At 37.2% G+C, this 20,303-nt stretch carries 25 protein-coding genes; 12 read left to right on the top strand and 13 right to left on the bottom strand.

What is annotated here, in order from left to right; translation table 11 throughout:
- Positions 1–53 precede the first annotated feature (53 nt).
- The 6 genes from WC644_02385 (at position 54) to WC644_02360 (ending at position 3,419) form a co-directional block, all read left to right on the top strand.
- Entirely contained in the window at positions 54–1,031 is a 978-nt protein-coding gene (locus tag WC644_02385; GenBank protein MFA5010778.1) for a radical SAM protein, read from the top strand.
- A gap of 56 nt (positions 1,032–1,087) precedes the next feature.
- Positions 1,088–1,369, top strand: a complete 282-nt coding sequence (locus tag WC644_02380; protein MFA5010777.1) for a DUF5320 domain-containing protein — start codon at positions 1,088–1,090, stop codon at positions 1,367–1,369.
- Between the two features lie 205 nt (positions 1,370–1,574).
- The gene (locus WC644_02375; GenBank protein ID MFA5010776.1) at positions 1,575–1,991 is read left to right on the top strand and encodes a NifB/NifX family molybdenum-iron cluster-binding protein; all 417 of its coding nucleotides are present in this window, start codon (positions 1,575–1,577) and stop codon (positions 1,989–1,991) included.
- A gap of 3 nt (positions 1,992–1,994) precedes the next feature.
- Complete coding sequence (locus WC644_02370) at positions 1,995–2,543, top strand: arginine decarboxylase, pyruvoyl-dependent (protein MFA5010775.1); 549 nt, start codon at positions 1,995–1,997, stop codon at positions 2,541–2,543.
- Positions 2,544–2,677: 134 nt separating this feature from the next.
- Positions 2,678–3,088, top strand: a complete 411-nt coding sequence (locus WC644_02365; protein MFA5010774.1) for a DUF134 domain-containing protein — start codon at positions 2,678–2,680, stop codon at positions 3,086–3,088.
- 7 nt (positions 3,089–3,095) lie between these two features.
- Positions 3,096–3,419, top strand: a complete 324-nt coding sequence (locus tag WC644_02360) for a NifB/NifX family molybdenum-iron cluster-binding protein (GenBank protein ID MFA5010773.1) — start codon at positions 3,096–3,098, stop codon at positions 3,417–3,419.
- A gap of 66 nt (positions 3,420–3,485) precedes the next feature.
- Here WC644_02360 and WC644_02355 read toward each other — a convergent pair whose 3' ends face one another.
- The 4 genes from WC644_02355 to WC644_02340 are packed head-to-tail and all read right to left on the bottom strand — an operon-like array spanning position 3,486 to position 6,113.
- A complete protein-coding gene (locus tag WC644_02355) occupies positions 3,486–4,193 on the bottom strand; it encodes a peroxiredoxin (GenBank protein MFA5010772.1) in 708 nt (235 codons plus the stop codon).
- Between the two features lie 52 nt (positions 4,194–4,245).
- The gene (locus WC644_02350; GenBank protein MFA5010771.1) at positions 4,246–4,707 is read right to left on the bottom strand and encodes a NifB/NifX family molybdenum-iron cluster-binding protein; all 462 of its coding nucleotides are present in this window, start codon (positions 4,705–4,707) and stop codon (positions 4,246–4,248) included.
- Positions 4,704–5,675: a cysteine synthase family protein gene (locus tag WC644_02345; protein MFA5010770.1), complete on the bottom strand. Its 972-nt coding sequence runs from the start codon at positions 5,673–5,675 to the stop codon at positions 4,704–4,706. The genes WC644_02350 and WC644_02345 overlap by 4 nt, the downstream gene beginning before the upstream one ends.
- Positions 5,676–5,708: 33 nt before the next feature.
- A complete protein-coding gene (locus tag WC644_02340; GenBank protein MFA5010769.1) occupies positions 5,709–6,113 on the bottom strand; it encodes a DUF134 domain-containing protein in 405 nt (134 codons plus the stop codon).
- A gap of 123 nt (positions 6,114–6,236) precedes the next feature.
- Between WC644_02340 and WC644_02335 the strand changes: the two genes are divergently transcribed.
- Together WC644_02335 and cydB are read left to right on the top strand one after the other, a co-directional pair.
- Entirely contained in the window at positions 6,237–7,607 is a 1,371-nt protein-coding gene (locus tag WC644_02335; GenBank protein ID MFA5010768.1) for a cytochrome ubiquinol oxidase subunit I, read from the top strand.
- 6 nt (positions 7,608–7,613) lie between these two features.
- Entirely contained in the window at positions 7,614–8,630 is a 1,017-nt protein-coding gene (gene cydB / locus WC644_02330) for a cytochrome d ubiquinol oxidase subunit II (protein MFA5010767.1), read from the top strand.
- A gap of 125 nt (positions 8,631–8,755) precedes the next feature.
- On the opposite strand, the gene WC644_02325 is transcribed toward cydB, so the two are convergent.
- The 3 genes from WC644_02325 to WC644_02315 are packed head-to-tail and all read right to left on the bottom strand — an operon-like array spanning position 8,756 to position 11,144.
- Positions 8,756–9,268: a bacterioferritin gene (locus tag WC644_02325; GenBank protein ID MFA5010766.1), complete on the bottom strand. Its 513-nt coding sequence runs from the start codon at positions 9,266–9,268 to the stop codon at positions 8,756–8,758.
- A 42-nt stretch (positions 9,269–9,310) separates the two neighbouring features.
- Entirely contained in the window at positions 9,311–10,336 is a 1,026-nt protein-coding gene (locus WC644_02320) for a glycosyl hydrolase (protein MFA5010765.1), read from the bottom strand.
- A complete protein-coding gene (locus WC644_02315; GenBank protein MFA5010764.1) occupies positions 10,329–11,144 on the bottom strand; it encodes a class I SAM-dependent methyltransferase in 816 nt (271 codons plus the stop codon). Before WC644_02315 ends, WC644_02320 begins: the two co-directional genes overlap by 8 nt.
- 65 nt (positions 11,145–11,209) lie before the next feature.
- Here WC644_02315 and WC644_02310 point away from each other — a divergent pair, with 65 nt between their 5' ends.
- On the top strand, positions 11,210–11,419 hold the full coding sequence (locus WC644_02310; GenBank protein MFA5010763.1) for a heavy-metal-associated domain-containing protein: 210 nt from the start codon (positions 11,210–11,212) through the stop codon (positions 11,417–11,419).
- On the opposite strand, the gene WC644_02305 is transcribed toward WC644_02310, so the two are convergent.
- The 6 genes from WC644_02305 to sufB form a co-directional block, all read right to left on the bottom strand.
- A complete protein-coding gene (locus WC644_02305; GenBank protein ID MFA5010762.1) occupies positions 11,420–11,794 on the bottom strand; it encodes an iron-sulfur cluster assembly protein in 375 nt (124 codons plus the stop codon).
- A gap of 23 nt (positions 11,795–11,817) precedes the next feature.
- On the bottom strand, positions 11,818–12,243 hold the full coding sequence (locus WC644_02300; protein MFA5010761.1) for a SufE family protein: 426 nt from the start codon (positions 12,241–12,243) through the stop codon (positions 11,818–11,820).
- A gap of 3 nt (positions 12,244–12,246) precedes the next feature.
- Positions 12,247–13,464 carry a cysteine desulfurase gene (locus tag WC644_02295; protein ID MFA5010760.1) on the bottom strand — a complete coding sequence of 406 codons (1,218 nt, stop codon included), beginning with the start codon at positions 13,462–13,464 and terminating at the stop codon, positions 12,247–12,249.
- A gap of 21 nt (positions 13,465–13,485) precedes the next feature.
- Positions 13,486–14,763, bottom strand: coding sequence for a Fe-S cluster assembly protein SufD (gene sufD, locus WC644_02290; protein MFA5010759.1), 1,278 nt, complete (start codon positions 14,761–14,763; stop codon positions 13,486–13,488).
- A gap of 2 nt (positions 14,764–14,765) precedes the next feature.
- On the bottom strand, positions 14,766–15,521 hold the full coding sequence (sufC, locus tag WC644_02285) for a Fe-S cluster assembly ATPase SufC (protein MFA5010758.1): 756 nt from the start codon (positions 15,519–15,521) through the stop codon (positions 14,766–14,768).
- 114 nt (positions 15,522–15,635) lie between these two features.
- Complete coding sequence (gene sufB / locus WC644_02280; GenBank protein MFA5010757.1) at positions 15,636–17,072, bottom strand: Fe-S cluster assembly protein SufB; 1,437 nt, start codon at positions 17,070–17,072, stop codon at positions 15,636–15,638.
- Positions 17,073–17,271: 199 nt separating this feature from the next.
- On the opposite strand from sufB, the gene WC644_02275 reads away from it, so the two are divergent.
- The 3 genes from WC644_02275 (at position 17,272) to WC644_02265 (ending at position 20,299) form a co-directional block, all read left to right on the top strand.
- Positions 17,272–17,898, top strand: a complete 627-nt coding sequence (locus WC644_02275; GenBank protein MFA5010756.1) for an RNA polymerase sigma factor — start codon at positions 17,272–17,274, stop codon at positions 17,896–17,898.
- Positions 17,828–18,760, top strand: coding sequence for a hypothetical protein (locus tag WC644_02270; GenBank protein MFA5010755.1), 933 nt, complete (start codon positions 17,828–17,830; stop codon positions 18,758–18,760). The genes WC644_02275 and WC644_02270 overlap by 71 nt, the downstream gene beginning before the upstream one ends.
- 459 nt (positions 18,761–19,219) lie before the next feature.
- The gene (locus tag WC644_02265; GenBank protein MFA5010754.1) at positions 19,220–20,299 is read left to right on the top strand and encodes a porin; all 1,080 of its coding nucleotides are present in this window, start codon (positions 19,220–19,222) and stop codon (positions 20,297–20,299) included.
- Positions 20,300–20,303: the final 4 nt, after the last annotated feature.

The following is a 20,303-nucleotide window of genomic DNA, read 5'->3' as shown; positions in this document are numbered from 1 at the left end:
AAATAGAATTAATTGTTTAATTAGTTACACTATTGCTAAACACTGTACGAATTATGTTAAAAACAAATATTGAAATAAATAAGGTAGAAATTGTGTTCGGTCCCGTACCTTCAAGAAGATTAGGAAGAAGCATAGGAATTAATAATATCCCTTCGAAAACATGCAGCTATTCTTGTATTTATTGTCAAATTGGTAACACAAATAATCTAACAACAAAAAGAAAAGAAATTTTCCAACCCCAAAGAATCTTTGATGAAGCAGCAAAGAAAGTTAAGAGTTTAAAAATTATTAAGGAACATATAGACTATTTAACTTTTGTTTCAGATGGAGAGCCTACACTCGATATTAACATTGGAAAAAGTATAGAAATATTAAAACCTTTGGGAATTAATATTGCAGTTATAACAAATTCTTCTTTATTATGGGACAAAGACGTAAGAAGAGATTTAATGAAAGCTGATTTGGTTTCAGTTAAAATTGATACTGTTATTCCTGACTTATGGCATAAAATAAACAGACCTCATGGAAGCCTGGAACTTGAAAAGCTTTTAAACGGGGTTAAAGAATTTGCAATCACTTACCCCGGGAAATTAGTTACGGAAACAATGCTTTTGAAAGATATAAACGATGATGCTATATCACTAAAAGAGACGGCAAAATTCATAAGCAGTATAAATCCTGCAATACCATATATTTTAATCCCAACGCGTCCGCCTGCAGAAACATTCGTTAAAACACCGGATGAAAAGATAATTAATTATGCTTTTCAAATATTTAAAGATAATATTGAAAATGTTAAACTTGCAATATCAAACGAAGGAACTAACTTTTCGTTTTTATTAGAATCAGAAAAAGAACTTCTTAGTATCTTGGCTGTGCATCCTATGCGTTATGATGCTGTTGATGAATTTTTAAAAAAATCAAATATGGAATCGTGTGCCATTAATAAATTAATAAATAAAGGTATACTAAAAAAGATAAAATATCAAAATAATTATTTCATAATAAACAAAAATCATGGTTTGTTGTGACTTTATTAATAAATCACTTAAAAACAATATGTTAAACTTTAAAACAGGAGATTAAAATGCCAAACTTAAATGGAACAGGTCCGGTAGGAAATGGACCAATGACAGGAAAAAAATTAGGAAAATGCAATAGACCCAATTCAACCATTTCTGATAACTCAGTAACCGATAACAAGGAAACAACATCTGGATTGAAGAGAGATAATTCAAATCGTGGCAAAGGCAATGGTTTCGGCTTTAGCAGAGGTTTTAGTGGCGGTAGAGGATTCGGCTTTGGCAGAGGTTTTGGCGGTGGCAGGGGCAGAGGTAGGGGTAGAGGATATTGTGGTGGTAAAGATTAAATTCTAAATCCGTCTGGTTGTTTTATTGCTTTAGCTTGATAGCAATGTCATTGGTGCACCTGTTATTTTACTTTGTTTTAATCGACTAAGGAAAAAGTGGTATCAGTATTTGGCACGTGTTTTACTCTTGATTTAATAAACATTTATCCATAGTTTAATTATGAACATATGTTCATAACTATTATTAAACTAAATTAAACAACAAATGAAAATAGCAGTAGCGTCTGACAACGGAGCAACAATAACAGGTCATGTTGGGAAATGCGAAATGTTTATTGTCTTTGAGGTTAACAATAAAGACATCACAAACATTGAAAAAAGAGTAAATTCTTATACGATGCACAAAAAGGAAGGTCATCAGCACCACGAACATCATGGCATGGAGCATCATAATCACGAACAACAAGGGAGTGGCAGACATTTAGGAATTATTGAAGGTCTGAAAGACTGTAATTATCTCTTTTGTTGTTCGGGTGGTCCTGGTTTAATCGATGATTTAAATGCTAACGGTATTAAAACGATATTTACGGATGAATTGAATGCAGAAGATGCCGTGAAATTGTTTCTGGATGATAAACTAAAAAGCGATCCAGATAAACAATGCAAAGAACATCGTCACTAAACAATATTGTTCGTTCCAAATAAAATATTCTTTACAAAAGGCGTTGGAAAGCATAAAGATTATATAGCTTCTTTTGAATCGGCATTACGCAACGCTGGAATAGAAATCTGTAATCTTGTAATGGTTAGCAGTATATTCCCGCCAGGCTGTAAAATATTATCTCGTGATGATGGTTTGAAAGAAATATCTCAGGGGCAGATTACCTTTTCCGTTATGGCAAGAAATTTTACAAACGAACCTAACCGACTTATTGCTTCATCGATTGGAGTTGCTATTCCTTCGGATAAATCGCAGTATGGATATCTGTCCGAATATCACCCGCATGGTATCAAAGAATCCATTTGCGGTGACTATGCTGAAGATTTAGCCGCTCAAATGCTTGCATCTTCATTAGGTTTACAATTTGATATGGAAACTAATTGGAACGAAAGAGAGCAGGTTTTCAGAATGTCAGGAAAAATTGTGAAAACATTTAACGTTACTCAAACAGCTAAAGGTGATAAAAATGGATTGTGGACAACTGTTTTATCTGCAGCGATTCTTTTGCCATAATAATTATTATTAGACTTCATTAATAATAAAATTGTTTTTAAATTACATCTAAATTTGAATTCGCAAGTAAACTTTGCCGCTATTATTACAACATTTTAAAACATAGTAAGCACTAAATAGAATAACATTAAATTATGGCACGTCCGATTAAACAAAGAAAGATATTATCACCATATTCTGAGGTTAGTTTTTTTCCCGGAGGAAAAAATAACTCTGATGCCGATAGCGTTTTGTTCCTTGCAGAAGAGTTTGAAGCCATTAAGTTAATCGATTACGAAGGTTTAAACCAGTCCAAAGCAGCAAAATTGATGAAAATCTCCAGACCTACATTTACCAGAATATACAAACGAGCAAGAATTAAATTGTCAACCTCGCTTGTTGAAAAAAGGACCTTAAAACTTTCTGGCAAAAACATTTATTATAGTGGTAATTGGCAGAAATGCCTGGTATGCGAATGTATCTATAACATCGTGAATAAATCAAATAAAGAAGGTTGTCCCCTTTGTAACAGCTATAATTTTGTTAACATTGCAAATCCCAATTAATTGTAGTATGAAAGTAATAACAATAAAAAAAGACAACAAAAATTCTCCCCTTGAAGAGTGTTTTGGAAAAGCAAAGTTTTTCTGCTTCGTCCACGAGGATTCTTGTAAAATTGAGTTTGTACAAAATCCAGGTAAGGATTTAATTAAACACTCAGGTAAAAAGGCTGTTGAATTTTTACATTCAAAAGGTGCTACCTCTGTTATGTCAGGAAATTATGGAATAACAGTAAAAAAAATGCTCGATAGATACAAAATACAAACAGTTATTATTCCCACAAAATATAAAAATTTATTTCAGATTTTAAGAAAACTGAATCATAATTTATCTTAAGTTTTACTGGATATCAAATAATTACCACCCTGTGTTTTATTTCTAAAACACAGGGTGCAAATTTATTTATTTCTTAATTATTTTATCAAGTATTGTCTTCTCTGGAATTTCTTTTGTGCAGAAGAACCAGTCATAGCATTTTATCTTGTCTTTGCTTTCCATTCTTTCTTTTGCCACTCCGCAGGATCCCGCAGTGGGTACTATCACGTCATCACCGGGTCTCCAGTCTGCCGGTGTCGCTATTGAGAACTCGTCCGCTGCCTGCATCGCTATTAACGCCCTGTAAAGCTCGTCAAAATTTCTTCCGAGACTTAGTGGGTAATATATTATCGCACGGATTATTCCTTTCGGGTCGATGAAAAACACTGCCCTGACCGCCTTTGTTGAACTTTCCCCTGGTTGTATCATTCCATACTTCCCGGCAACTTCCATCGTAATATCTTCTATTAACGGAAACTTTACTTCTACATCTTTCATACCTTTGTATTCAATCTTTTCTTTGATGGTTCTCAGCCATGCAATATGACTGTACAATCCGTCAACCGAAAGTCCAACTAATTTGCAGTTTGCCTTTGCAAACTTGTCTTCCATTGTTGCAAACGTCATGAACTCAGATGTACATACAGGCGTAAAGTCTGCAGAATGACTGAATAATATTACCCAGCTTCCTTTATAGTCCGAGGGGAAATTAATATCGCCCTGAGTCGTTACCGCTTTGAATTCAGGGGCGCTTTCGCCGATTCTCGGCATCGCAATTACTTTGTTTTCTTCCATGGTTATATATTTTTAAATTTTTTTAAAATGTGGGTTCTTCTTTATTAATAGTTCAATTACAATCAGTTCCATGCTGATGTCTATGTTGGTGTTGATGGTTATGCTCATGATGATGTTCATGCTCTTGGCACATTTCTCCGTTGTCTTTTATGTTTCCGTTTAGCCAATCATTTAAAACAGTATTCACTTCGCCTGAACACCCTCTTACGACTGCTATACCGTAATTGCTTAACTTGTTAACAGCTCCGCCCCCTATATTTCCCGCAAGCATTACTTTAACGCCTATTTGAGACAGTTTTTCAATTACATCTGACCTGCATCCGCAGCCGTCTGGTGAAGATACTATTTCTTCGTGTATAATTTCTTTCTTATCATTTGTTGTAAACACCTTAAAATATTCACAATGACCAAAATGGTCATCTACTTTTCCCGAATGTGTTGGAATCGCTACTTTCATAATATTTTTCTTTATTATATTTTTAAAAAGTGATTTCTTTGAAAATGAATTTGTCATTCATAAAAATTGTATTCTTTCAGCCAGTCATCGTTATGATACTTCGATAAATATCTCTCTCCCGTATCACAAACGATAAACACTACAACTGCCTTTTCGTCAAGCCCCTTTGCTACATCAAGAGCAGTGTAAGCAGCCGTACCCGAAGACGCTCCGCAAAAGATGCCCTCTTCTAAAGCAAGTCTCTTGCACATATTAATTGAGTCTGAATCTTTCACGCTTACTATTTCATCTACATAATCAAAATTTGTTATCGGAGGAATAATATCCGTTCCTAAACCTTCAATTTGATGTAGCGTTGTTTCTCCTGTGCTTCCTGTCTCTTTATACAGTCTGAAATTTGAACCGACCGGGTCTGCCCCTGTCACTTTTATGTTTGGATTCTTCTCTTTTAAGTATTTTGATACACCCGTTATCGTTCCCGCTGTTCCCACTCCGCAAACGAAATGTGTTATCTTTCCGTCTGTATCGTTCCAAATTTCCGCACCCGTTCCGTAATAATGACTAAAAGGGTTTGCATTATTAGCGTATTGATTCAAATTAATTGCATTCGGTATTTCTTGTGAAAGAGCTTTTGCTTTGTTTCTGTAATAGTCAGGTGAATCAGGCAGGGCTTCTTTCGGTACAATAACAACCTCTGCTCCAAGTGCCTTTAAATAATTTCTTTTCTCCTGTCCGATTTTATCCGTCATAACGAGTATTACTCTGTAACCTTTTACTCGTCCCGCTAAAGCAAGTCCTATACCCGTGTTTCCGCTCGTTGCCTCTACAATCGTCGAGCCGGGTTTTAATAAACCTCTGCTCTCCGCATCTTCTATCATTGCCAGGCCGACGCGGTCTTTTACGCTTCCCCCGGGATTGAAGAACTCTATTTTTGCAAGTACTGTCGCCTTTATTCCTTTTGTAATGTTGTTAATCTTTACAAGCGGTGTCTTGCCTATCAGTTCAAGTATGTTATTGTAATACATTTGTTTATAATTTGCTTTTGTGAAAATATCAGATTAATTCTTTATTCTTTTTAGTTTATTACATTTGGGACAGTTATTGCTTTTTATAATCTTGTCTGTCAGCACAAAATTGTTCTTGCAAATCCTGCACTTGCGGTTGTTCGCTCTTCCAAGAGTATAACTTCCGCCCTCAATCTTTATCGCTTTACCGTAAAGAATTGCTTCTGTAATTTTTGAATGCGCCTTTTCAACAATCCTTCCAAGCGTCTGTCTTGAGATGTTCATTTTCGCAGCTGCTTCTTCCTGGTACAGCTTCTTTATATCGGTCAATGTTATGGCTTCCAGCTCATCAATCGTTAATATTACCTCTTCAAGCTCTCTTAAAGGAATGCCCCTTGGCTTGTAATAGCTTGACTCAGGACTGCACGATACCTTCCTTATTTTCTTCGGTCTTGGCATAATATACAATATGGGCATATGCTCATAATAAATCAAGCCATATTTATTGCCGGTTTTATAAAGCTAATTGTTCTATGTTATAATCTAAATTATTTATAGTTTTGTTTAATCTTATTCTTTAAAATGGATACTGAAATATTATCACGGATTCAATTTGCTTTTACTATAGCTTTTCATTACATATACCCTCCAATTAGCATTGGGCTTGGGGTACTCCTTGTTATAATGGAAGGGATGTACATCAAAACGAAGAATAAAACGTATGAACATATAACCAAATTCTGGATAAAGGTATTCGCGCTGGTATTCGCCATGGGTGTTGCAACAGGTCTCGTTATGGAGTTTGAATTCGGAACAAACTGGGCAACTTATTCACGGTTTGTCGGAGATGTCTTCGGAAGCGCGTTAGCTGCCGAAGGAATATTTGCTTTCTTTCTTGAATCGGGTTTTCTCGCGATTCTTGTTTTCGGGTGGAATAGGGTTTCCGCTAAAATGCACTTCTTTTCGACAATCATGGTCTCTTTGGGCTCTATGATGAGTGCAGTCTGGATTGTTGTTGCAAATTCCTGGCAGCAAACTCCTGCCGGTTATCATATCGTTAACAATGCAGGCGTTATGAGGGCAGAGATTACTGATTTCTGGGCTATGGTTTTCAATCCTTCATCGGTGGAAAGACTTCTCCATACGCTCTCAGGCGCTTGGCTCACGGGTGCCTTCCTTGTTTTAAGTGTCTCAGCATTTTACCTGCTTAAAAACAAGCATCACGATTTCGCTAAAAAATCTATAAAGATTGCCCTCGGACTCGCAATGTTTGCGTCGCTTTTTCAGCTTTTTACTGGTCATCAAAGTGCTGTTGGTATCAGCGAAAATCAACCTGCAAAGCTTGCTGCCTTTGAAGGTCATTACAATACATCGTCTGCACCTCTTTATCTTTTTGGATGGGTTGACGATAGCCGGCAGAACGTTAATTTTGGTATTGCTATCCCGGGTATGCTGAGCTATCTCGTTCATGGAGATTCAAAAACTCCTGTTACCGGCTTGAATGAGTTTAGCAGCGAGGATAGACCTCCTGTAAACCTTGTGTTTCAAACATATCATATTATGGTTTTCATTGGTATGACTTTGATTTTTATAAGCGTGCTCTCAATATTCATGCTTCGCAATGAGCGCCTTTTTAAAAATAAAATTATGCTTAAAGTCCTTATAGCTTCTGTACTTCTCCCGCAGGCCGCAAATCAACTCGGGTGGATATCTGCCGAAGTAGGCAGACAGCCGTGGATAGTTTATAATTTGCTTCGTACAAAGGATGCCTTTTCAAAATCAGTTTCCGGAAGCGAGGTGCTTTTCTCTCTTATACTGTTTCTTCTTATATACGCTCTTTTGTTCTTGCTCTTTTTGTTCTTGCTCGATAGAAAAATTAAACATGGTCCCGGTATGAGTGAGATTTCTGATGAGGTTTATTCTTCTCAGAAAGCAATAATTAAAAACAATTAAATTATTATGGATTTAAATATTATCTGGTTTATTCTGGTTGGAATTTTGCTTACTGGATATGCTATCCTTGATGGGTACGACCTTGGAGTAGGTGCTTTACACCTGCTTACAAAAGGCGATTTAAATCGAAGAATTTCAATTAATTCTATCGGTCCTGTTTGGGATGGGAATGAGGTATGGCTCGTAACTGGCGGAGGAGCACTGTTCGCGGCATTTCCCGATGTTTATGCAACAGTTTTCTCGGGTTTCTATATCGCCTTCATGCTTCTTCTATTTTTTCTGATATTTCGTGCCGTAGCGATTGAATTCAGGAGTAAACAGGAGAATATGAAATGGAGAGCTTGGTGGGATAGAGCATTTAGTTTTTCAAGTATCTTTATCGCTTTGCTCATGGGTGTTGCCTTGGGAAATATTATCACGGGTATCGCAATCGGTTATGACAAAGAATATGCCGGTACTTTTCTCGAACTGTTAAACCCATATTCTTTACTCGTTGGTATTACAACAATCTCATTGTTTATGATGCATGGTGCAATCTATCTGGCTATGAAAACCGAAGGGGACCTGCAAATTCAAACAAGAGGCTGGGTTAATAATACAATTATTTTCTTTACAATCTGTTTTGTCACTACTACTATGGCAACATTAATCTATTATCCTGCTATGGTAAACCACTTTAAAGATTTCCCTCCATTCTTTCTTCTGGCGATCATTACTATGCTTGCAATAGCAAACATTCCCAGAGAAATTCATCATGGCAAGGAGTTTAGAGCGTTTTTGTCATCATCTGCAACAATTGCAATGCTGCTGGTGCTGTTTGCGATAGGCATTTTCCCGAACCTTGTTTTGTCGAACCTGAATCCCGAATACAGTTTGAACATATACAACGCAGCATCTTCGCAGAAAACTTTAATGATTATGCTTATAATGGCGATCATAGGAATGCCCTTTGTAATAACTTATACGGTTATAATTCAAAAAATATATAAAGGCAAAGTTAAAATTGATGAGATGAGTTACTAAAACCCATTCTTTAAAAAGCATGTAGTATCACAAAGATTTTATTTTCATAATGCTAACTAAAAAGGGACTGATGTTTTTATCAGTCCCTTCCATTTTAAATACCGTTCTTTGCGTCAATCAACGGACTAAACACCTTCCGGCCTGCCTGTCGCAGGTCTTATTGCAACCGTCTTGCTTCTTTCTATTGATTGCAGCGCAAGATAGTTATCGCCAAACTTAAGCATGTTCTCTGTCTCATCGTCATACTGTGAAAAATGTCTTTCTTCGTCTTCAACCAGCGTCTCAAAAAGTTTCTTTGAAACCGAATCTGCATTCTGTGCACATTCATTCGCCCATTTGTTGTACGCATCGGCACTGCCTGTTTCCATCTCCTTTGCCATCTTGAGCATCTCTTTTACATCGTGAATTTTCTTTACCTCATTTAAAGCCGCTAATTCAACCTCGCCCTTCAGAAATAATATTCTGTCGGCTAATAGTTCTATATGCATCATTTCTTCTATTGCCGTTTTCTTAAAAAGACTCGCAAGCAGGTCATATCCCTGATCGTCGCAGTGAAAATGAAAATACATATATTGATGAACCGCAGAGAGTTCATCCGCTACTGCTTTGTTTAAAAGCTCAATACTCTTTTCTTTCATTATGCTCCTTTTTAATATTTTAAAATAATTTGTTCTGATATTCTATTTAAATGTTGCCTTAACCTTAAACTCTTCCATATTTATAAACTCATTATAAACCTTCAGAGCCTCCGGAGACGAGTCCACGCGCATATTTGAAATTGACCCGTCTGCATTATCAAAAGATGAATGCCAGTACGAGATGGCTTTCAGTCTCGGAAACTGTCCGCTGAGCACAGTTTCAAATGCGTCCCTTATCCAGTCAGCTTTGTTACCCGCACTCGGGTCCTCAACAACCCCAAACTCTGCTATTGCAATAGGTTTAACCTTTGAAAGTTTTTCAAGCTCCCTGTATGCATTTCTGAAATAAGGAAAGAAAAATGCCCACGGCCAGCCGACTTTCTGCGAACCGTAAACACTCATCCCTAACCAGTCTATATAGTCATCCCCGGGATAATAAGATTTAAATCTGTTCCAGTCTGCGTTTGGCTCTGAGACTGCATTCACGTGATACATCCATGTTAAATTGTCTGCCCCAGCTTCTCTCATCAATTCCACAACATGCCTGTGTGCCTCTTTGTACAAATCAGCACCCTCTTCTTCGAAATTAAACACACCGCTCCAGGGAAACCAGTTGCCGTTCATCTCAGGTGCAAATTCTACAAGTATCGGCTTGCCGAACTTCTTCGCATCTTTTGCCCACTTAATCAAATCTTTGTCGAAATCTCCGTCAGCTATTTTATCCAGTCCATAAACAGGGTCGGGTCTTCCCATCCCCCAGTCGCTGCGCGGCATTATTCTTATGTAAGGTATTGAATTAAACTCCGCCACCTTCCTCGCTTTTTCCATCGGAAATTTAATTCCATAAAACCAGCTGTTTGAAAAGCATATCCATACTGGTTGTGTTCCCGTTATGTTTAAGTATTCTTGTATCCTTTCCGTAGTTAGGCTGTCTTCTGTATTGCCCATGTCGGGAAATACTCCTGCGTAAATTCCGCTCGTTGGAGGAACAAGTTTCTGTCCTTTTTGGGCTGTTGCCGAATTCGTGACCGTTATTATAACAACAAACAAAATCAAGAATCTAATCATTTGTATTCCTTGCTGTAAAGTTAAGAAAAGCGTCTGCACTAAATACATTAAATATTATTTTTAATAAGTTGTAAACAAAACTTTTGTTTGAAAGCGGATACGAAAACTTTATTCTCCGAACATCTGTAAACCCGCTTTTGATTAGCGTTTCCCCGAGTGTCTTCGAAGTGAAAAAGCTTCTGTGATACAATGGATGATTCCCGCCTTTCCATTTATTTCCGCTCAGTTTAAACTTAATGCTGTTTAAATTCGGTACTTCTACCATCAGATACCCGTTTAGCGAAAGTAACTCTTTTATCTTTCTTAATTCTTCAATCGGATTTAAAATATGCTCCAGTACATGCCACATCGTTATCAAATCATATTTCTTCCCTTCGTTTATCAGGTCTTCTGTTGTTCTATTATAAACATCAAGTCCGAATTCATTTCTTGCAAAGTCTAAAGCGTTATTCGATACATCAATCCCTTCTCCTTGTATTCCCGCATCTTTGCACGATTTCAAAAACAATCCCGAGCCGCATCCTATATCAAGTAATTTGAAATCATCTGTAAGTGAAGCGAACTTTTTTATTAATCCGGTTCGCTGCTCGTTTATCTCAAATATCTCTCGTAAATGTTCAAACGAAGAGTCTTCTCGGTAGTCATTTCCCTTAAACTCTATCTGATAATAATCTTCATATATTTCGCTCTCTTCTGGCGGGTTCAATAGATATGTCAGTCCGCAGGCTGTACACCTTACTATGAGAAATTCTTTTTCTTTTATCCTCAGTGTATTCTCCCCGCTTTTGCAGTATGGACAAGGTCTCAATATAGATGAATTATTAAATTTCTTTGATTCTAAAAATAACCTATTTTTATAAAAATAATTAATATATGACAGAAATAAAATTCAAGACAAACATTAATTGTAATCATTGCATTAGTAAGATTACCCCCGTTCTTGATTCGGATAATGGAATTAACGAGTGGAACGTCGATTTAAATAGTGAAGATAAAATTTTAACAATTAAGGGGGAAAATCCCGAGGCTGAAAAGATTATAACGGCTCTTTCAGAGGTTGGATACTTTGCCGAAAAAGTATAATTAGATAAACCCCAATTCGTACTTTGCCTCTTCCGACATGTTGTCAAAACTCCACGGAGGGTCAAAGGTTATTTCTACTCTTGCATCGTTTACCATTGGATGTTCCCTAAGTTTTTCTTGTACTTCTCCGGGCAGCGTACCCGCTACAGGACAGGCAGGCGAGGTTAATGTCATTACAACAAATACATCTCCGTTCGTTGCAAGATTAATATCATAAATCAAACCTAAATCATAAATATTAACAGGGATTTCCGGATCAAAACAGTTCTTCAGTACTTTTACAACTTCTTCTTTCAGTACTTCAAGTTCAACCGTCTTGCATTCGTTCACAGCTTCTGTCCTTTTCTCTTCTTTGTTTATATTTTCTTCTTTCATTTCTTCCAAATAAAACCCCTGATTTAATTGCCGTTAATATGTTGTTCCGCGTTTCTTTTCATGAATTTTATCATCGAAACAAGTCCGTTCGACCTCGTCGGAGAAAGATGTTCTTTCATTCCTATCTTGTCTAAAAATTCAAGTTTTGCGTTCATTATGTCTAAAGGTTTTTTCCCCGATAAAACTTTCACAAGCAGCCCTACAAGCCCTTTTGTTATTATCGCATCGCTGTCTGCCTCAAAGAATAACTTTCCTTCTTTATATTCTGTGTGCAGCCATACTTGCGATACACAGCCCGCAACTTTGTTCTCATCTGTTTTGTAAATCGGGTCCATCGGTTTCAGGCTTTTTCCGAAGTCTATTATGTATTCATACTTATCTTCCCAATTATCAAAGAATGAAAAGTCTTCTAATATTTCCGCCTCAGTTTTCTCTATCGTATCTTCCATACTTTATGATAACATTTTCTTTGCCTTTTTTACTCCATCAACTAAAGCATCTATTTCACTTTTCGTATTATAAATGCCAAACGAAGCCCTCACCGTTCCCGGAATTCCCAGCCTGTTCATAAGCGGCTCTGCACAATGATGGCCTGTTCTCACCGCTATGCCCTGTTTATCGAGTATCGTCCCCACATCATAAGGATGTATCCCGTCAAGTAAAAACGATATTACGCTTGTCTTATTCTTTGCATTGCCGATTAAACGGAACCCATCGATTTCTTTTAACCTCTCTGTTCCGTATCTTAATAACTCATTTTCATATTCTGCAATGTCCTTAAGTCCAATATTCTTCACGTATTCTAACGCTTCTGACATTACTATCGCTCCGCAAATATCCGGTGTGCCTGCTTCAAATTTATACGGCAGCTCATTGTACGTTGTCTTCTCAAAAGAAACACTCTTTATCATATCGCCGCCGCCTTGATAAGGACTCATCGCATTCAGTAAATCTTCTTTTCCGTAAAGTACTCCTATTCCCGTTGGACCGTAAACCTTATGCCCTGAAAATGCAAAGAAATCAGCATCAAGCTCCTGAACATCAACGCTCGAATGTTGTACCGCCTGCGCGCCGTCTATCATCACAACCGCACCCGCATCATGAGCATCTCTTATTATTTCTTGCACTGGGTTTTTGGTGCCGAGCGCATTCGATGTATGTCCCACCGAAACAATCTTTGTCCTTTTGCTTAAAAGCTTTTTATATTCATCAATTATTAATTCGCCGTTATCATTCATGGGTATAACCTTAAGTTTTGCATTCTTCCTTTCGCAAAGCATCTGCCAGGGTACTATGTTCGAATGATGTTCAAGGTAAGATATAATTATTTCGTCACCCGTATTAATAAACTTATCACCGTATCCGTTAGCAACAAGGTTTATCGCCTCCGTTGTTCCTCTTAAAAATATTATCTCGTTAGAATCCTTTGCATTAATAAATTCTGCTACCTTCTTTCTTGAATTCTCATACAAAGTAGTGGCGCTGTCGCTCAGGAAATGTACCCCTCTGTGCACGTTGCTGTTCTGTTCCGAATAATATTGTGCAATTGCATCAATAACAGCTTGTGGCTTGTGTGTTGTCGCCGCATTATCAAGGTATATAAGGTCTTTTCCGTAAACCTTTTGCTTAAGTATTGGAAAATCATTTCTTATTTTATCAACATCAATCATATTGTTAAATCTCTCAATTTTTTAGCCAAGCTTCTTATCAAGTTTCTTTATAAGCAGCTTTTTGAATTCTTCGTTTGCAACTTCATCTATTATTTCATGAGCAAATGCTGATAGCAAAAGCTTCTTCGCCTCAGCCTCCGAAATTCCTCTCGACCTTAAGTAAAATACCTCATCAGGATTAATCTGTCCCGTCGTTGCGCCATGGCTGCATTTAACGTCATCCGCAAATATTTCAAGCTGCGGTTTTGAATTTATAGTTGCCTCGTTAGAAAGTAGTATGTTTGTGTTAGTCTGATATGCATTTGTCTTTTGTGCATCCTGTCGCACCATTATCTTTCCGTTGAAAACACCCGTGCTTTCGTCTTCAAGCAATCCCTTGTAGAGCTCGTTACTGTGGCTGTTTGGCTTTGCATGGTCTGCAAGTGTGTGGTTGTCAATCAGCTGTTTTCCTCTCGCGAGATAAAATCCTCTGAAATAACAGTCTATACCTTCTCCGTTCAATACAGAGTTCAAATTATTTCTTAAAAGACTTCCGCCCCATGATATAACCGTTGAATAAAACCTGCTGTAATTTCTCTGTTCAACTTGTGTCGTTCCTATATGATATGCTTCAACCCCCTCATTCTGTACCTTGTTGTGATGAAGTTCTGAATTTTCTTCAAGATATATTTCTGTTACAGTATTTGAAAATGAAGAACGTTTGCCGTTTGCATAATACACCTCGATTACATCAGCTTTTCCTCCGCTTTCAACAACTATGAGGTTTCTGTGGTTTGCAAATACATCTTTATCCGATTCTTCTATAAAATTTATTATCACCACAGGCTTTTCTATTTCCGCATTCGTTGGTACATACACAAAAAGTCCGCCGTTTATCATCGAGGTGTTCAACGCTGTAAAGCCGTCTGTCTTATCGTTTGCGTATTTTCCGAAATGTTCTTCAAATATCTTTTCATGCCCCGCTGCCATAGCATCGGCAAAACTTCCTATGAAAATCTTTTCATTCTTATCTTGTATCTTTGAAAGCTCCTTCGCATACGTTCCATTATAAATTACAACAATGTTTGCATCGAACTTGTACTCATCAAGTTTTTCTATCGCACGTTTATTTAACTTTGGCTCCTCTACCAACGAAAAACTAGTATTTACAATTGTGCTTACATTCGTAAACCTCCACTCTTCGTGGCTCTTTGTCGGAAACCCTGTTCTTTCAAGCGTTGCAAGCGCATCCTGTCGTTTGCTTTCCAGCGATTTTGATTCGTGTTTTATGTTAGTATTTAATACTTCTTTTAAACCCATTCTTATACCCCTGCACTTTCTTCCTTAATCCAGTCGTAACCCTCTTCTTCAAGATGCAATGCCAGGTTCTTGTCTCCCGATTTTACTATCCTTCCGTTGTATAACACATGAACAAAATCAGGCACTATGTATTCAAGCAGTCTCTGATAGTGTGTTATCACAACAAATGCATTATCTTTGTTTCTCAGTTTGTTTACTCCGTTTGCCACTATTTTTAGCGCATCAATATCTAAACCTGAATCAGTTTCATCAAGTATTCCGAGCCTTGGCTCAAGCATTGCCATCTGAAATATTTCGTTTCGTTTCTTCTCTCCGCCGGAAAATCCAACGTTTACATATCTCTTCGTCATTTCAACATCAAGCTCTACTAGTGCTGCTTTGTCCCTGAGTCTTTTCATGAATTCCTGTGCTTTCATAGGCTCAAGTCCGTTGTGCTTTCTTATTTCATTAATAGAGGTTTTCATAAAGTTTGTCGTTGAAACTCCCGGTATTTCTATCGGGTACTGGAACGCAAGAAATATTCCTTCTCTTGCTCTTTCCTCTGCCTCTATCTCTAATAGGTTCTTCCCGTCATAAATAACCTCCCCATCCGTCACTTCATATCCTTCTCGTCCTGCAAGTACTGATGCCAATGTTGATTTTCCCGAGCCGTTAGGTCCCATGATTGCATGAACCTCGCCTTTCTTTACTTCAAGGTCTAATCCCTTTAAAATTTCTTTTCCTTCTACCTTTGCCCTTAATCCTTTAATTCTTAGCATTTTATTATTTAATTCTTCTTTAATTAATATTAAAAATTTCTTTGATTCTCTCAGCTATTAGCCTTCTTTGTTTTCTGACAGCTAACAACTATAAACTATCAACTATCAACTAAATCACCCCACACTTCCTTCCAGCGATATCGCCAGAAGTTTTTGCGCCTCAACCGCAAACTCCATCGGCAGTTGATTAAGTACTTCCTTTGCATACCCATTCACAATCAGCGCCACCGCATCCTCCTCCGATATACCTCTTTGCTGGCAGTAGAACAATATGTCTTCTCCAATCTTTGATGTTGTTGCTTCATGCTCAACAGTTGCTTTCTTATTCTTTATATTAAAATAGGGGAACGTGTGAGCCCCGCATTTATCGCCCATTAGCAGCGAGTCGCACTGCGAAAAGTTTCTTGCCCCCTCTGCGCCTTTTGCAACCTTAACAAGTCCCCTGTAACTGTTCTGGCTCTTTCCCGCTGATATCCCCTTTGATACTATCCTGCTCTTTGTGTTTTTCCCAATGTGTATCATCTTTGTGCCCGTATCTGCCTGCTGCATGTTATTCGTCAGCGCAACGCTGTAAAACTCTCCTATCGAATTGTCGCCCTTTAAAATTACGCTGGGATATTTCCAGGTTATCGAACTTCCCGTCTCAACCTGCGTCCACGATATCTTTGCACCCTCTCCGCAAATTCCTCTCTTCGTTACAAAATTATATATTCCGCCCTTTCCGTCTTTGTCGCCCGGATACCAGTTCTGCACAGTTGAATATTTTATCTCCGCACCGTCCATTGCTATCAGCTCGACTATTGCCGCATGCAGCTGATTCTCATCTCTCATCGGTGCCGTGCATCCTTCGAGGTATGAAACGTATGCACCCTCGTCTGCAATTATGAGAGTCCTTTCAAACTGTCCCGTATTAGCCGCATTTATCCTGAAGTATGTTGAAAGTTCCATCGGGCATCTCACGCCTTTTGGTATGTAAACAAATGAACCGTCGCTGAATACTGCCGAATTCAAAGCACCAAAATAGTTATCTGTATAAGGTACTACCGAACCAAGATACTTTCTCACAAGCTCAGGATGTTCTTTTATCGCCTCGCTAATAGATGAAAATATTATACCTAAATCACTCAGCTTTTCCCTGTACGTCGTCATAACCGAAACACTGTCCATAACTGCATCCACTGCTACTCCTGCTAAAAACTGCTGTTCAACAAGAGGAATTCCGAGCTTCTCATATGTTTCCTTTATCTTTGGGTCAAGATCGTCAAGAGAGTTCATCTTGTTTTCTTTCTTCGGAGCTGCATAATATATTACATCCTGATAGTTAATTTTCGGATAGTGTACATTTGCCCATTTCGGTTCTTCCATCTTCAGCCAGTGCTTGTATGCCTTCAGTCTCCAGTCAAGCATAAATTCCGGCTCGCCTTTTTTCTTGGAAATGAATTTTACAACGTCTTCATTCAGTCCCTTTGGAAGCGTTTCCATATCTATATCGGTCGTGAAACCAAATTCATAGTCACTGCCTATTTTTTCCAGAATAATATCGTCACTCATTGTTTATAACTTGTTTATTTTTCAGTATAATAGAAAACAGGACTATTTTAGTCCCATTTATAATCTTAAAACCCAAACCTCTCTCAAAAAGTTCATAACTATATCAAATTAAGCATAAAATTGTATCTCTAAAATATTTATATTCCATTTTGCGACCTTTTGCATCCCAAAAGCGTCTTATATACAAACGTTAATATTAATGTCTCTGGAAAATGACAAATATGTAGAGTTGCTGAAACCGGTATATAATGATTTACTTCGGTATTGCAAGGCTATGTTTAAAAACGGCGGCTATGACGATGCCGAGGAATTGTTTCAAAATACTCTCGTAAAAAGCTATAGAAAAATTAACACGCTTTCTGATACAGCAAAATTTAAAAGCTGGATTTTCACGATAGCATCCCGGGAATTTATTTCGGTGCACAGAAATAGTTTCTGGAAAAGATTTATACCGCTCGGCGAAGAGCACAACGAGAAAATTGTTTACGAACTCTACGACAGGAACGATAATGATAAAGACAAGATAGTTTTACTAAATGCACTTTCAAAGTTAAATTACAAAGAGCGCTCTGCAATTTTACTCTTTGAAGTTGCAAATTTATCAATACGCGAAATTCAGGAAATTCAGAACGAGAAAAGCGAATCAGCAGTGAAATCAAGACTTAGCAGGGTTCGTGAAAAACTCAGAAAATATATTCTCGAAAATTGCGGAAATAACAATCTGTTAAACAATCTCGAAAAAGGAGATTTACAAGATGAAACACTCAAAATATTATCAGGAATCAGACAGAAAGGAGACGAAGCAAATGGACAGGTACTGGGATAAAATTCGTCAGGAAAAGTACGATGGCTCTTTCGAAAGAACAACAAAAGCACTTTTTAGAAATCAAAATTTACAAACGAAAAGTAAACACAAAATGAAAACATTTATCTTAGAACATAAAGTTAAAATTGCAATTGCAGTATTTCTCATCTTTGTAGTTGGTGCATGTAATTATCCCGTTAACCATGAAAAAAATATCGGTTATGCATACTCTTGGACATCAAAGCCGGAAAATGAAAATATAGTTTCTCAAAGTCTTAATAAACTTCCATGGCTTAGTAATGCCCCCCTGACTATAAACATTAAAAATATCAACGGTATTGACATAGCCGAGTTTAACACCGTCTTGCAGGGAATAGATGAACAAACTGCCATGCTCCATAAAAACGACCTTGAAAAAATTCATGAAATAAATTCAGTGAAAGTTTTTCCGTTGACCGAACATTCAACCGTTCCTTTGTACTCCGCAGCTCTTGAAAAGTTCTTCAGAATTGAAGTTTCTTCAAGCGGAAAAACCGAAGCTGAAATAATAGCAGAAATCCAAAAACAACTCAAAGAAAACGGTTTTGAAAACGCCATTGTTTCCTATGAAAAAATTGGTGACCATAATAGACTTATGATAAAATTTCCGGAAAATTCCAGCCTTAACGGACAAAATATGGAAGTTATTGTTGGTGGTGACGGCAAAGAAGAAATTGTTAAACTTAAATCAGCAATCGGTGTCGGAATTAATGGTAATATGTCCGACGACGAAATCAAAAGGAAAGTCATCGAAGATAATTCAAACGTTAAACCCAATGAAATTAAAATTATCCGCGAAGACGGCAAAGTCAAAGTAGAAGTAGAAAAAGAAGAAAGAAAATAAAATCAGAAATAAAGTATATTTCTTTCCCTTCCTTCCCGGGGTCTCTTTTGGAAGGAAGGGATGGGTTTTGTAACATTCCGCACTTTCATCCCCTAAGTATTCTACTAATAATTTTAAAAATTCTTTTCTCCGGGCAACAACACCTTTTTAAGGCTCATTTTCTGACTTTACATCCAAAACATAAAACTTATAAAATATCATAATATTAAAACGGTATTGTCCGCCTCAATTTACCTAATCAAACGTTAATCAAACATCTAAAATTACATCATACCTGCTCTGTTTTAGTACCCCCTCTCTCTTTTTCATTTGGCTACAGGTTTTTAAATTTTTCTTCATCTTCTGCTAGTTTCGTTAAAAACAAGTTTTTATATATCTAATTAATCACTTCTCCCATCCATATTTGCATTTCACATCAAATCAATATTAATTAATTTTACTTAACAAAACCCCGAACTAATGAAAATACTTATCTTATTTGTGTTTGCTTTTATTCCGGCGCTTGCTTTTCCGCAAAACGATTCAAATAATTCTATTCTTCACGATATTAAATTTCATGTACTCGTTGATTCTTACTATGCGGTTGACCTTAACAGTTCTAACGATTCTGCTTCTAAAATCAGAGATTTTAGCTCTAATAGTATGTATCATGATGAGTTTCGTCTTAACATTGCTTTACTTATGCTTGATTATGACAGCCCCCATGTTTTTTCTTCGGTCGCTTTTCAGTTCGGAGATATTCCGTTCATTCTAACACCGCTTAATAAACAGTTTATTAAATATATCAAACGTGCTTACTTCGGTTATAAATTTAATAAGCAGACTTCTTTAAGAGTTGGGTATATGTCCAATTACATCGGCCTTGAATCTTCCATACCCGAATACAACTTTCTATCTACAACCTCTGTTGGCGGCTATTTTCAGCCCTCCAGTTTTATCGGTGTGCAGCTTCAGCACGACTTTTCAGAAAAATTTTCAGCAAGCGTTTACTACTACAATGCATACCATATTGTTTCAAAAAACAATGACAATAAATCAATAGGTGTGTCAATGACTTACACACCTTTTAAAAATTTGACTTTCTTTTACGGAAATGCTTTTGGAAATGAAGCGGATTTCGAATTTCAGAATCAATGGTTGTTCTATAACGACTTAGTCCTTTCATATTCTTTTGGTAAGTTTGACTTCGTAGGCTTCTTTGATTTTGCACTTTCGACTAATTCCGATAATGAGGATTCTTCAAAAACTGCATTCATGAATTCTGGTATGCTTCAGCTGAGGTATAACCTCCACCCGAAACTAAACTTAACACTTCGCGGTGAGTGGTTTCATGACCCTAATGCCATTATTTCAGACGGTGCAGGCGATAGCGGCGATTTTCTTAATCTCGTAGGAGCCGCATTCGGTTTTACTTTCAAACCGATAGATAATTTCTACATTAAAGCAGAATACGATTTTCTCGCTTCCGACCAAAGCCTTTTCTCATTAAACTCTAAACATAGAAATAGTCTGGTCTTTTGCTCGGGTATTGTATTCTAATAAT

It is taken from the genome of Ignavibacteria bacterium, from assembly GCA_041649015.1.
Classification (GTDB): Bacteria; Bacteroidota; Ignavibacteria; order Tepidaquicellales; family Tepidaquicellaceae; genus CAIKZJ01.
This window is presented reverse-complemented; position numbering and strand designations above follow the sequence as displayed.